Origin of the sequence: Branchiibius sp. NY16-3462-2 (assembly GCF_001594145.1) — a bacterium.
Taxonomy (GTDB): domain Bacteria; phylum Actinomycetota; class Actinomycetes; order Actinomycetales; family Dermatophilaceae; genus Branchiibius.
In genome coordinates this window covers 211,274-224,794 of the sequence record NZ_LVCF01000001.1, presented here as the reverse complement: position 1 = coordinate 224,794, position 13,521 = coordinate 211,274, and the positions used below count along the sequence as shown (strand labels likewise).

At 66.7% G+C, this 13,521-nt stretch carries 11 protein-coding genes and 1 pseudogene; 8 read left to right on the top strand and 4 right to left on the bottom strand.

What is annotated here, in order from left to right; genetic code table 11:
* Window positions 1-21 precede the first annotated feature (21 nt).
* The 5 genes and pseudogenes from AZH51_RS01015 to AZH51_RS00995 all read left to right on the top strand — a co-directional run.
* Complete coding sequence (locus AZH51_RS01015) at window positions 22-687, top strand: YoaK family protein (protein WP_291520359.1); 666 nt, start codon at window positions 22-24, stop codon at window positions 685-687.
* Between the two features lie 26 nt (window positions 688-713).
* Complete coding sequence (locus AZH51_RS01010; protein ID WP_291520358.1) at window positions 714-1,376, top strand: response regulator transcription factor; 663 nt, start codon at window positions 714-716, stop codon at window positions 1,374-1,376.
* A complete protein-coding gene (locus AZH51_RS01005; protein ID WP_291520357.1) occupies window positions 1,373-2,563 on the top strand; it encodes an ATP-binding protein in 1,191 nt (396 codons plus the stop codon). Before AZH51_RS01010 ends, AZH51_RS01005 begins: the two co-directional genes overlap by 4 nt.
* Before the next feature lie 214 nt (window positions 2,564-2,777).
* Complete coding sequence (locus tag AZH51_RS01000) at window positions 2,778-3,959, top strand: RtcB family protein (protein WP_291520356.1); 1,182 nt, start codon at window positions 2,778-2,780, stop codon at window positions 3,957-3,959.
* Window positions 3,960-4,076: 117 nt separating this feature from the next.
* A pseudogene (locus tag AZH51_RS00995) lies at window positions 4,077-7,424 on the top strand (TM0106 family RecB-like putative nuclease); the annotation flags it as partial.
* A gap of 32 nt (window positions 7,425-7,456) precedes the next feature.
* Here the strand turns inward: AZH51_RS00995 and AZH51_RS00990 are convergent.
* Entirely contained in the window at window positions 7,457-9,010 is a 1,554-nt protein-coding gene (locus tag AZH51_RS00990; RefSeq protein WP_367188017.1) for a sodium:solute symporter, read from the bottom strand.
* A gap of 85 nt (window positions 9,011-9,095) precedes the next feature.
* Between AZH51_RS00990 and AZH51_RS00985 the strand changes: the two genes are divergently transcribed.
* Window positions 9,096-9,674, top strand: coding sequence for a dihydrofolate reductase family protein (locus AZH51_RS00985; RefSeq protein ID WP_291520354.1), 579 nt, complete (start codon window positions 9,096-9,098; stop codon window positions 9,672-9,674).
* Window positions 9,674-10,567, top strand: coding sequence for an amidohydrolase family protein (locus AZH51_RS00980; protein ID WP_291520353.1), 894 nt, complete (start codon window positions 9,674-9,676; stop codon window positions 10,565-10,567). Before AZH51_RS00985 ends, AZH51_RS00980 begins: the two co-directional genes overlap by 1 nt.
* On the opposite strand, the gene AZH51_RS00975 is transcribed toward AZH51_RS00980, so the two are convergent.
* Window positions 10,564-11,025: a PPOX class F420-dependent oxidoreductase gene (locus AZH51_RS00975; protein WP_291520352.1), complete on the bottom strand. Its 462-nt coding sequence runs from the start codon at window positions 11,023-11,025 to the stop codon at window positions 10,564-10,566. The genes AZH51_RS00980 and AZH51_RS00975 overlap by 4 nt on opposite strands.
* Window positions 11,022-12,311: an ergothioneine biosynthesis protein EgtB gene (gene egtB / locus AZH51_RS00970; RefSeq protein ID WP_291520351.1), complete on the bottom strand. Its 1,290-nt coding sequence runs from the start codon at window positions 12,309-12,311 to the stop codon at window positions 11,022-11,024. The genes AZH51_RS00975 and egtB overlap by 4 nt, the downstream gene beginning before the upstream one ends.
* A 79-nt stretch (window positions 12,312-12,390) precedes the next feature.
* On the opposite strand from egtB, the gene ppk2 reads away from it, so the two are divergent.
* A complete protein-coding gene (gene ppk2, locus AZH51_RS00965; RefSeq protein WP_291521292.1) occupies window positions 12,391-13,188 on the top strand; it encodes a polyphosphate kinase 2 in 798 nt (265 codons plus the stop codon).
* On the opposite strand, the gene AZH51_RS00960 is transcribed toward ppk2, so the two are convergent.
* A complete protein-coding gene (locus AZH51_RS00960; protein WP_291520350.1) occupies window positions 13,189-13,509 on the bottom strand; it encodes a putative quinol monooxygenase in 321 nt (106 codons plus the stop codon).
* Window positions 13,510-13,521: the final 12 nt, after the last annotated feature.

The following is a 13,521-nucleotide window of genomic DNA, read 5'->3' as shown; positions in this document are numbered from 1 at the left end:
CGGCGCGAGCGGAGGGCGCGAGTGCAGGACAATCAGACGCTGCGCACGCCGGGTGACGTCGGCCAGGTCAGCGCGCTGCTCATGACGATGGTCAGCGGGTACATCGATGCCCACCTGTTCCTTCGCTACCAGTCCTTCGCGTTCGCACAGACCGGCAACGTCGTCTTTTTCGCAGTAGCCCTGGTGCAGCACCATCCGTGGACCCGGTACCTCTGGCCGCTGTTGGCCTACGCGACCGGGCTCGCGCTCGCCCAGCTGCTACGCGGCGTACGTCCCGCGTTGCCCCGGCACTTCATGGTGGCGGTGATGGTCGGCCAGGTCGCGATTTTCGCTGTGCTGGCCATGCTGCCCGCGGCGACACCGGCCGCCATCTTCCTGGTCGTGCTCTCGCTCGTCGGAGCGATCCGGCTCGACCTGTTCCGGTCGGCCGGTGGTCTGTCGTTGGTGACCATCGCGACCACCGGCAACCTCATGCGGCTGGCCCAGTCGGTCGCGGCCATGGTGCGCGATCGGCGTGCGGGCCAGGTGCACGCAGCCGTGTTCAGCGTCCTGGTCGTTGCCGCGTTCGCCGTCGGGGCCTTTCTGGGCGCGTTGGCGACGGTGCACGTGTCGTCGGCGGCGCTGTGGGGAGCGGTCGCGATCGAGGCGCTCGCGCTGGTCAGCTATCTAGCCGCATCGCGGCCGTAGTGACAGGGTGACAGCAGGAGGTGGACGTGAGTAGCGCAGGCCGAAGTACCCATGCCCGACTGGTCCGGGTCGTGGTGATCGACGATCACCCGTTCTTCCGCGACGGGCTGGCGCGCGGTCTGCGCAGCAGCGGGTACGTGGAGGTGGTCGGCGAGGCCGATGACGGGCGCGAGGGGTTGGAGGTCATCCGCACCGAGCAGCCCGACGTAGCGGTCGTGGACTACCAGATGCCGGATGTGGACGGTCTGGGCGTCGTCCATGCCGTCACGCGGGAGGGGCTGGCGACGCGAACTCTCCTGCTGTCGGCGCTCACCGACAGTGCGGTGGTCTTCCAGGCACTGGAGGAAGGGGCGAACGGTTACCTGTCCAAAGACGCGCGCCGCGCCGAGATCGTCGATGCGGTGCTGCGTGTGGCCAAGGGCGGCACCGTCGTGCCTCCCGAGTTGACGGCTGGCCTCGCCGAGCAGATCAGGCTGCGCCGGGACCGTGAGGCGCCAGCCCTCAGCGAGCGCGAACAACAGGTACTGGAGGGCTTCGCGCGCGGACTGTCGATCCCGCAGCTGGCCGCCGAGCTCTACCTCGGGGCGAGCACGGTCAAGACCCACACCCAGCGGCTCTACGACAAGCTGGGCGTCTCCGACCGGGCCGCCGCCGTCGCCGAGGGAATGCGCCGCGGGTTACTGGAGTGAGCCTCGGCGCAGACCTGGTGCCGGTGCACGCCGCTCGGGCGGCCCGCATTCGACGACTGTTGCGGCTGTTCCTCGTCGCGACCTACGTCGCGGTGCTGCTGACCGAGCCACCTACGGAGCACCTCGCCGTGTGCTGGGTCATCGTCGCGGCCTACCTGGTGTGGACCCTGGGCATCGGATTCCTCGGGTCCGGAGACCTGCGCACGCAGCGGTATCTCTGGGTGGCCCTCGTCGTCGACGTGGCCGCCCTGACCCTGCTCACCCTGATCAGCGACCTGTCGGCGGATCAGTCCTGGGCGCCGTACCTGCTGATCAACGGCTTCTTCGTGATTCCGATCATCGCGGCCGCCCAGCTGAACCCGTGGATGTGCGCGGCCGTCGTCGGACCCACCATCCTGGTCCAACTGGTCACCAGCATCCTGATCCGCAACGTGGGTGCCGAGCCGTGGTCCTATGTGTTGTTGCGCACCGTGCTGCTGTCGGCAGTGGGGCTCGGTGCGGTGCTCCTGTCGCATCTGCAGCGCTCCCGGGTGCGCACGATCGCCGACCTGTTGGCCGACCGGACCGCGCTGCTGTCGGACCTGGTCACCGTCGAACAGCGTGAGCAGCGTGACCTGGCCGAGTCGCTGCACGACGGGGCTTTGCAGTACGTCCTGGGAGCTCGGCTGGAACTGGACGACGTCGCCACCGGGGACGCTGTCGCCACGGAACGTGCCGACGCGGCGCTGCAGGAGGCGGCCCGGTTGCTGCGCTCGACGACGACCGCGCTGCATCCGGCGGTGCTGGACGCCGCTGGTCTGCCCGCAGCCCTGACTGACCTGGCCGAGACAGTCCGCGCTCGCGGACGGCTGACCGTCACGCTCGAGGTGCAGGGATGGCCGGACGGGTTGCACACGAAGCAGGACGGTCTGCTGCTGTCGACGGCACGCGAGCTGGTGACCAACGTTGTCAAACACGCCGAGGCTCACGAGCTGCGAATATCCCTGCGGCGCAACGATGACGAGGTCGTGATGGTGGTCTCTGATGACGGGCGGGGCATGGGTCAGGTTGATCTCGATGGACGGCTCGCGCAGGGCCATCTCGGCCTGGCGTCGCGCCGCGTGCGCGTCGCCGCGGCCGGCGGGACCCTGGTCGTGGAGCCGGGGTCGCCCACGGGCACCTCGGTTGAGGTGCGGCTTCCTGTTTGACGGGAAATCCGGGTGCGCCCAGCGCGAGGTGCGGCTACGGTTCTGCCCATGTGCTCGACGTACCTGAACAGCAAACCCCGCCCGGAATGGGTGACGGGGTTCGCTGAGGTACGCCTGCGGTCGGAGTAGTTCCGAGCGCACGCACTGTGAGCCCCAGCCATCCGGCTGGGGCTTTTTCGTGTCCGAAACACATTCACACAGAGAGGAATTCGTCATGGACAGAATTTCGGATCGGCTCCTGAACTGGGCGTCGATCCTTGACGAGAAGACGCTGGAGCAGGCGAAGGTCACGGCGACGTTGCCGTTCATATACCCGCACCTGGCGCTGATGCCGGACGCGCACCTGGGCAAGGGCGCGACGGTCGGTTCGGTCATTCCGACGCTGGGCGCGATCATCCCGGCGGCGGTCGGCGTGGACATCGGCTGCGGGATGATGGCGGTCCGGACGCCGTACGCCGTGTCCGACCTGCCGGGGGACAGGGGCAAGCTCCGGATGTCCATCGAGCGGTCCATCCCGCTGTCCGCGGGCGCCTACAACCGGAAGGTGACACGCGAGCACACGCAGGAGCGGATCGACGAGTTGGCCTCTCTGGCAACCGGATCCGGCTTCGACCCGGCGTCGTACGCCAAGAACTGGCCGCTGCAGCTGGGCACGCTCGGCTCCGGTAACCACTTCATCGAGGTGAGCGCCGACGAGCAGGACCGGATCTGGCTGTTCCTGCACTCGGGGTCGCGGGGCGTTGGCAACAAGATCGCCCAGCACCACATCAAGGTCGCCCAGCGGCTGGCCAAGCAGTGGTGGATCTCGTTGCCGGATGGCGATCTTGCCTACCTGGTGGAGGGCACGCCGGAGTTCACGACGTACGTGCGGCAGCTGCGGTGGGCGCAGCGGTTCGCGTTCCTGAACCGGGCCGAGATGATGGACCGGGTGGTGCGGGAGTTCGCCTACTGGGTGAGTGGTGGCGCTGCTGAGACCTTTGAGCGGCAGCAGGAGGTCAACTGCCACCACAACTACACCGAGTCCGAGAAGCACTTCGGCAAGCAGGTGTGGTTGTCCCGGAAGGGTGCGATCGATGCCACCGCGGGCACCTGGGGTCTGATCCCGGGGTCGATGGGGACCGCGTCGTATGTCGTGGTCGGCAAGGGCAACCCGGTGGCGCTGAACTCCAGCCCGCACGGTGCGGGCCGGGTGCACAGCCGGTCCTCGGCGCGGCGGACGTTCACCCAGGACGACCTGCGGGCCGCGATGGGTGACATCGAGTACCGCGACACCGCGGCGTTCGTCGATGAGATCCCCGCGGCGTACAAGGACATCGATCAGGTGATGGCGGATGCCGCTGACCTGGTGGAGATCCGGCACACGCTGCGGCAGTTGGTGAACGTGAAGGGCGACTGAGGTGCTTCCTCGGTCGACTTTGGTCATGGATTGCCTGTCTGATGCGTTCGGATAGGCAATCCATGACCAGACCCGTCATCGCGGGTGGCTGTCGGTGGTCCGTGGCAGGGTGAAGCCATGTTGATGGTTGAGGGGGACGTGCGATGGAGCGCGTCGGATCTGTCGGCGGCGGCGGACTGCGAGTACCAGGTGCTGTGCCGGCTCGATGTCCTGCTGGGTCGTGCGAGCGCTCCGGCCGCGCCCGAGGATCCGTTGCTGGAGCACATCGCCCGGTTGGGGGACCGGCACGAGGACCACGAGCTGGAGCGGTTGCGCGCCGAGCGTGAGGTGCGCTCGATGGCCAGGGTGTCCCCGCCGTACACCGAGGTGTCGTTGTGGGCCGCCGCTGAGCACACCCGCCGGGCGCTGGAGGGGGACGCGGTGCTCTACCAGCCGGCGTTCTACGACGGGGAGTTCTTCGGCTACGCCGACTTTGTCATCCCGGCCGAGGATGGTTGGCAGGTGTGGGACGCCAAGCTGGCCCGGGAAGCCAAGCCACGGGCACTGCTGCAACTGGGCGCGTACGTCGATCAGCTGCTGGGCATGGACGTGCCGGTGGCGCCGCGGGTGGGTCTGTTGCTCGGGGACCGGTCGCGCGAGGAGTTCCCGATTTCCGAGGTGCTCCCGGTGTTCCGGGAACGGCGAAACCGTCTGCGGGAGTTACTGATTGATCACCGTACAGCGAGTGGTCCCGTTCTGTGGGGCCGTCCGGATCTCGTGGCGTGCGGCAAGTGCGCCGACTGCACGGCGGCCATCGAGGCGCACGATGACCTGTGGGCGGTGGCGGGGGTCTACGCGGGACAGCGGACTGCGTTGCGCGCGGCCGGGGTGACGACGATGCCGCAACTGGCTGCCGCGGACGTGGCACCCGAGGGGATCAGCTCGGAGGTCTTCGACCGGTTGCGGGCACAGGCGGATCTGCAAGTGCGGCAACGGGATCTGCCGGATGATGCGCCGATGCTGTCGGAGTTGAAGCCCGGTGCGCAGGCGGCGCTGGCGATGTTGCCGCAGCCGTCGGCGGGGGACTGGTTCTTCGACTTCGAGGGGGATCCGCTCTACGACGAGGGTGATCCGGCCGTTGCGGGCCTGGAGTACCTGTGGGGGATCCTGGACACCGCGGAGCAGTTCGACCCGTGGTGGGCCATGGACCGGAAGCAGGAGCGGGCGGTCTTCATTCGGTTCGTCGAGACGCTCACAGCCCGCCGGGCGCAGTTCCCGGACATGCACGTCTACCACTACGCGCCGTACGAAACCTCGGCTCTCAAACGGCTCGCGATCCGCTACCAGACACACGAGGACGAGCTGGACGATCTGCTGCGGGCGGGGGTCTTCGTCGACCTCTACGCCACGGTGCGTGCCGCGATCCGGATCGGTAAGGGTTCCTACAGCATCAAGAAGCTCGAGCCGCTCTACATGGGCGACCAGTTGCGCGATGCCGATGGCGTGACCGCCGGGGACGCCTCGATCGTGGCGTTCCACGAGTTCCTGCAGCGGACGATGGACGGGGATTCCGTTGGTGCGCAGCGGATCCGGTCCGATCTGTCCGACTACAACGGCTACGACTGTTTGTCGACGCTGCGGTTGCGTGACTGGCTGCTGGCTCGGGCGGCGGCGGCTGGCGTCACCATTGGCGCGGCGGCGTCCGCTGACGCACTGGTGCCGGATGCAGGGCTCAGCGCTGATCAGGAGGCCCGGGCGCAACTGGTCCAGAAGCTGGTCGACGGGTCCGGCCCGCTCGAACCGACCGAGCGGACGCCGACGCAGCAGGCCCGCGCCTTGCTGGCGGCGGCGCTGACCTACTACCGCCGTGAGGAGAAGGTGCACTGGTGGCACCACATCGACCTGCTGGGGCAGCCACGGGAGGAGTTGGAGGGTCAGCGGGACGTCTTCGTCATCGATGAGGTGCAGGTCGAGCAGGAGTGGGCGCCCACCTCGACGCGAGCCAACGCGGCCTCCCGCCGGGTGCTGCGGCTGACCGGACGGTGGGGTCCGGGCAGCGCGCCGAGTCGCGGTGTCTCGATCGCGTACGCCGCACCTGGCCCGCCGAAGGCGCAGTTCCCTTCCAGCTCAGGGACGTTGCTGCGTTCCGGCGAGGCGACGATCGAGTTCACCGATGACCCCGACGTCGTGTTGGTGACCGAGAGCCGCCCGGCGGACCTGCAGTTTGCGCAGTTGCCGGTCGCGCTGTTGCCGGGCTCGCCGCCGCGGTCGAAGGTCATCGCGGATCGGATCGCCCAGGTGGCGCAGGAGTCGCTGAGCGATCCGCTGCCGCAGAACGCGGTCACTGATCTGTTGACCCGACAGCCGTCACGACTGGCGCAGGGCGGGTTGCTGCCGCACTCCGGGGACGACATCACGGACATTGTTGCGGCGCTGACGTCGATGACCGACTCCTACGTTGCCGTGCAGGGACCGCCCGGCACCGGGAAGAGCCATACGGCGTGTGCGGTGATCAAGACCCTTGTCGAGCAACACCATTGGAGGGTCGGGGTCGTCGCGCAGTCGCATGCAGTGGTCGAGCATCTGCTGGACGCGCTGGTGCGGGGTGGTCTGGATCCTGCGGCGATCGGCAAGGCGGAGCCGCGCGATGACAGTGCGCGCTGGACTGATCTGAGCAAACAGAAGGACAAGACGGCGTTCTTGCAGCGGACCGAGGGATTGGTCTACGGCGGGACGACCTGGAAGTTCTGCAGTCAGGACGTGCCGGCCGGTTCGTTGGACCTGCTGGTGATCGAGGAGGCGGGACAGTTCTCGCTGGCCGCCACGATCGGTGCCGGTGTTTCCGCGAAACGCATACTGCTCGTGGGGGATCCGCAGCAGTTGCCCCAGGTCAGCCAGGCCAGTCACCCCGAGGCGGTGGATGAGTCCGCCCTGGCCTGGTTGATGGACGGTGCGGACACGATCGACGCGCAGATGGGGTATTTCCTCGCCGAGTCGTTCCGGATGCATCCGGCGTTGTGCGAGCGGGTATCGCACCTGTCGTACAGCGGTCGGTTGCAGGCGGCCGCAGGCGCAGCGAAGCGCGAATTGGCCGAGGTGCCGCCCGGGCTCGGTGTGGTCACCGTGCCGCACGTCGGCAACAGTGTGCAGAGCCCGCAGGAGGCCGACGAGGTGGTGGCGCAGGTGCGCCGGTTCCTGGGGATCGCGTGGCGGGGCCGACCCGACGTGCCCCCACGACCACTGGAGCAACAAGACATCCTGGTGGTCGCGCCGTACAACGCGCAGGTGGAGTTGATCCGTGCTCACCTGGCCGCGGCGGACCTGGCGGAGGTCAGCGTCGGCACGGTCGACAAGTTCCAGGGTCGGCAGGCGCCGGTGGTGATCATGTCCATGACTGCCTCATCCCGGGGCGACGTACCGCGGGGGATGGGCTTCCTGTTGATGCGCAACCGGATCAACGTCGCGATCTCGCGTGCGATGTGGAGTGCGGTAGTCATCCGGTCGGATGCGTTGACCGCCTACCTGCCGACGACCGTCGAGTCATTCCTGGAACTCGGAGCGTTCCTGTCGCTCTGCGACGGCGCCGCGTGGAACAGACTCATCACCCCGCCGACCACCAGTGTGATGACGACGCCAATGGGCACCAACCATTGAGGCGCGATGCTGGCCGTGGTCGCGACGCCCGCTTTGGTCACGTCGATCGAGATGTTCCGCACGATGTAGGTCATCGCGATCACGGTGGCGATGAAGGCCACCAGGGCATCGCGTTGATCGGCTCGCGGAACGAGTCGGCCAAGAAGGAACGCCCCCAGCATTGCGCCGTAGGTGTAGCCGGCGATGGCGAGGCCGGTCAGGTAGACGTTGCCCGTCGTGCCGGAGAAGTGCATCGCGAACCCGGCCATCAGGATCGCCCACACGATGGTCATCACTCGGCCGACCTTGAGCGCCACGTCGTCGGGTAGTTGCCTGTTGGTGAAAGCGTGCACGATGTCGGCCACCGTGGAGTTGGCCATGGAGTTCAGCGCGGAGGACAGCGAACCCATTGCCGCGCCGAGGATTCCAGCAACCATCAGACCGGAGATGACCACCGGTAGTCCGTGCAGGATGAAGTTGGGATAGATGTCGTCAGGGGTCGCCAGGCCAAGGTCCTTCACGCTGCGTCCGCCGTAGTACGACCAGAGCAGTGCTCCCACGAGGGAGAACGCGGCGAACTGGATGATGATGAAGACCCCCGAGCCGATCATCGCCTTCTGGCTGTCGCGCAGTGTCTTGGTGGACAGGATCCGTTGCACGATCAGTTGGTCTGAGCCGTGTGAGGCCATTGCGAAGATCGCGCCGCCGATGATCGCTGTGGGCAGGGCGAACGGGCTGGTCAGGATGTGGGAGAACGCGAAGTCGGTGTCGAAGACCTTGAACTGCCCGGCGTGGAATGCATCGGTGATGCCGGTCCAGCCGACGTGTGCAGCCAGCACAACGATCGCCAGGATGGCGCCGCCGAGGTAGAGCAGCATCTGGATCGCATCCGTCCAGATGACGGCCTTGATGCCGCCGAGGTAGGTGTAGGCGACGGTGATGATCGTGAGGACGATGATGATCACCCCGTAGTTGACGTTCATCCCGAACTCGTCCAGCAGCAGCTTGATCGGGATGGCCGAGGCGAACAGGCGGACACCTTCGGCCATCAACCGGGTCACCACAAAGGTCACCGATGCCAGGCCCTGACTCCACCGGCCGAACCGTTGCCCGAGGTACTGATACGCGCTGGTGAAGCCCTCCTGCCGATAGAGCGGAATCAGCAAAGTGGCAACGATGACCCGGCCGATCATGTAGCCGAAGGCCAGTTCCACATTGCCGAATCCAGCGCCCGCGTAGGTACCACCCGGCACGCTGATCACCGTGAGGACACTCGTTTCAGTGGCTACTACCGAGAAGCAGACCGTCCACCACGGCATGCTGCGCTCGCCGACGAAGTAGTCCGATCCGGACTTCTGTTTACCGGACAGCCGTAGACCCACTGCCGCGATTGCGATCAGATAGAGCAGGATCACGGCAAGGTTGAGGACGTTGTCCACCGGCGAGGCTCCTTCGATCGGAGATAGTGATTTACGTAACTCTGTCTGACAAGGAAACAATTTTCAAGCACGCAAGGAGGTCGCGATGGGCATCGTCGTCGTGAACCACCTCAGCCTGGACGGGGTGTTGCAGGGTCCCGGTAGGCCCGACGAAGACCGACGCGACGGCTTTGCGCACGGTGGGTGGGCTCAGCCGTCCGACGACCCGCGCGTGACCGAGGCACTCGGAGAAGCAATGGGGTCCGGCTTCTCGTGGCTCTTCGGCCGGTTCAGTTACGAGGACATGCTGGGTTACTGGAACGATGCGGGCGGCCCGTTCAAAGACGGGCTCAACAACGCCACCAAGTACGTCGTTTCTACGGACGGGGGGTATCGGCCACAGTGGCCGAATACCCAGATGGTGATCGGCGACGTACTCGCCCGGATTGCTGACCTACGCGCGACGTCCGAGCACGAGCTAGTCGTGATGGGCAGCGGCCAGTTGGTCCGCTCGTTGTTGTCCGAAGGCCTCATCGATCAGTTCCTGCTGTTCATCCATCCGATCGTCCTGGGGTCTGGTCGACGCTTGTTCGGGCCGGCGGACGTGCCAGTGCCCTTGCAGTTGGTGGAGAGCGCGAGTACGAAGGACGGACTGTTGATCGCCAGCTACCGGGCGGCGCGGTGATGAGCGCCACGATCCCCGACGACGAAGGCGCCCGCGTGCGCGAGCGGTTGGCGAGTGTCGGGTTGGACTCGATGATCGACGTACACACCCATTTCATGCCCGACCGGGTGCTGGCGAAGGTGCGCGCCTACTTCGATGCGGCCGGTCCGTTGCTGGGGCGGTCCTGGCCGATCGTGTATCGCGGCGATGACGAGGACCGGCTAGCGCGGTTGCGGTCCTTCGGCGTCGCGCGGTTCTCGTCGCTGAACTACCCGCACAAGGCCGGGATGGCGGCGTGGCTCAACGAATGGTCGGCGCAGTTCGCGGCCCAGGTGCCCGAGTGCCTGCAGTCGGCGACGTTCTACCCGGAGCCCGAGGTAGCGGCGTACGTCCGGGAGGCGATCGACCGCGGTGCCCGGATCTTCAAGGTGCACGTCCAGGTCGGCAACTTCGACCCGAACGATCCGCTGCTCGACGAGGTGTGGAGTCTGTTGCAGAAGAGGCGAATTCCCGCTGTCATTCACTCCGGCGACGGTCCGGTGCCGGGCGATCACACGGGCGTCGCGGGAGTGCGCCGTCTGCTCGAGCGCTTTCCCCGGTTGGTGCTGATCGTCGCCCATATGGGGATGCCTGAGTACGACGCGTTCCTGGATCTTGCCGATGACTATCCGGACATCTACCTGGACACAACGATGGTGTTCACGCCCTTCACCGAGGATCTGATGCCGTTCCCAGTCGCATCGAGGCGCCGGTTGGTGGAGTTGGGTGATCGCATCCTTTTCGGCAGCGACTTCCCCAACATCCCGCATCCGTTCCTGACCCAGGTCGACGCGGTGCTCGGTCTCGATCTCGGTGCCGCGTGGTCGCGGAATGTGTTGCGGGACAACGCCGCACGGCTCTTCGGCGTGGATTAGGCCTGTTCGGGCGGGAAACCGCCCGTGGCCACCGGACCCCACCGGGTCGGAGTCACCCGGATCAGCGACTTGTTCTGCTTCACCATCGCCGCCCGGTACTCGTCCCAGTCGGAGTGCTCGCCCGCGATGTTGCGGAAGTACTCCACGAACGGCTCGACGTCATCCACCGCATCGATCACCTCGGCGTCACCGTCCACCTGGACCCACGCGTCGTCCCACTCATCCGACAGCACCAGCACGCTGACCTCCGGCCGCTTGCGCGCGTTGCGGGTCTTCGCCCGTTGCGGATAACTGGAGATCACGATGCGTCCGGAGTCGTCCACGCCACCGGTCACCGGGGACACCTGCGGCGAGCCGTCGTGCCGCTGGGTGATCAACACCAGGTGATGCCGTGGCCGCACGAAGGACAGCAGATCTTCGAGCGAGACGTCCGTGTTGGTCGCGATCTTCGGGCTCATACCGAGACGTTATCGTCGGCCAGCCGCACGCCGGATAGGGCCCAGCGCGCGCCCGGCGGGAAGAAGTTGCGGTAGGACGCTCGCGCGTGACCGGGCGGGGTGAAGGCGCAACCACCGCGCAGCACCATCTGCCCGGACATGAACTTCCCGTTGTACTCGCCGATGGCGCCTTCGCTGGCGTGGAACCCGGGATACGGCAGGTACGCCGATCGCGTCCACTCCCAACAGTCACCGAAGAGCTGGCGTAGCTGACCGTCCTGTCGGCCCGCGGCCCGTGGGTGGAAAGCGGACGTGTCACCGAGATTGTCTGCGGCGGAAGGGGTTTCATCCTGAAGACGTGCGGCATGCTCCCACTCCACCTCGGTGGGCAGCCGCTTGCCGGCCCACGCGGCGTACGCGTCGGCCTCGTAGTGGCTGACGTGACAGACCGGCAGCGCCGGATCCACCGGGTAGGTGCCGTGCAGCGTGTGCTCGAACCACACGCCGTCCACCTCGGTCCAGTAGAACGGCGCCTGCCACCCGTCGGACTGGACCTGGCCCCACCCGTCGGACAACCAGAACTCGGCCCGGTGGTAACCGCCGTCGGCCATGAAGTCCAGCCATTCGCCATTGGTGATCAGCCGGTCGGCGAGACGGTACGGCGCGAGGTACTCCTGGTGTTCGGGTAGTTCGTTGTCGAAACAGAACCCGCCGCCGGGGTGGCCGATCTCCACCAACCCGCCGGCGAAGTCGACCCAGCCCAGCGGTCCGGGTGCGGGCGACGCGGAGTGCGGCCGCCCGGCGTACACCGGCTCCAACGGGTTCAGCGACAGCACGTGCTTGATGTCCATCAGGAGTAGTTCCTGGTGCTGCTGCTCGTGATGAAAACCCAGGGTGATGGTCGGCGCCAACTTCTCCAGGGTGCCTTCGTCGGCACCAGCGATCAGGTCACGCATCCGCCCATCCACGTTGGCCCGGTACAGCCCCACGTCGTGCGCACCCGGTCGCGAGATCACGCCGCGCAGCTGGCGGGAGTACCGCGGGCCGACCGCCTCGTAGTAGGAGTTGAACAGGAACCAGTACTTGTCCTGGAACGGGGCGAACCGCTGCTCGTGCTCAGCCAGCAGGAAGGTCTCGAAGAACCAGGTGACGTGCGCCCGGTGCCACTTGGTCGGGGACACATCGGCCATTGACTGGACCGTCTGGTCCTCGGGGGACAACGGCGCAGCCAGCGACTCGGTGTAGGCCCGCAACGCGTCGTACCGGGCAATGAAGTCGGACGAGGTGTTGAGAGCGGGGGAGGCCATGCCCACGACGCTACGCAGCGCTGCCGACAATCGCGCCCCCCGATAGTGGGCGTCCGGTTACAGTTCGCAGATGGCCCGGATGAACAAGAAGCTCTACGAGACGGAGCTGAAGAAGCTGCAGGCCGAACTGGTCACCATGCAGGCCTGGGTCCAGGAGACCGGGGCCCGGATCGTGGTGATCTTCGAGGGCCGTGATGCCGCCGGCAAGGGTTCGACGATCAAACGGGTCACTGAGTACCTGAACCCGCGCATCACCCGCACCGTGGCCCTACCCTCGCCGTCGGACCGCGAGCGCACCGAATGGTATTTCCAGCGCTACATCAATCATCTGCCGGCGGCCGGGGAGATCGTGTTGATGGACCGCTCCTGGTACAACCGGGCCGGGGTCGAGCGCGTCATGGGGTACTGCACCAGCGTGCAGTACCACCGGTTCCTGCGGCAGGTGCCGATCTTCGAGCGGCTGCTGGTGGAGGACGGCATCCTGCTGCTGAAGTACTGGTTCAGCGTGTCCGACGTGGAGCAGGAGAACCGCTTCCGCTCCCGGGCGGAGGACCCGATGCGCCGCTGGAAGCTGAGCCCGAACGATGTGCTGTCCATCACCAAGTGGGAGGACTACTCCCGGGCCAAGGACACGATGTTCGTGCACACCGACATCCCCGAGGCGCCCTGGTGGGAGGTCGACAACGAGGACAAGCGACGGGGTCGGATCAACATGATCGCCCACCTGCTCTCCCAGGTGCCCTACCGCGAGATCGAGCGGACCGAGGTGACGATCCCGCAGCGGCCGCCGTCGGGTGGTTACGAGCGGCCGCCGCGGGAGATGTCCAACCACGTGCCCGACGTCGCCGCGCAGATGGAGGCGCAGGCGGGCACGTAGTCAGTCGACCGCCATCTCGCCCAGTTCGGACCACTCCTCCCCGGGCACCTGGAAGTTCACGATCCGGGGCGTCTCCTCCAGGTGGGGCGGCAGATCGGCCTGCGCCTGCTTGAAGTGATCAGAGGACACGTGTGCCTCGGCGCCGTCGTCCTTGAACGCCTCCAGCAGGACATACTCCTGCGGGTCCTCCGTGCTGCGCGCCCAGTCGAACCAGAGGTTGCCCGGTTCGGCGCGGGTCCCCTCGGTGAACGAGCGGGTGATCTCCGGCCACTGGTCGGCATCCTCCGCTTTCACTCGGAAGCGAGCGGTGATGAAAATCATTGCGACTCCTAT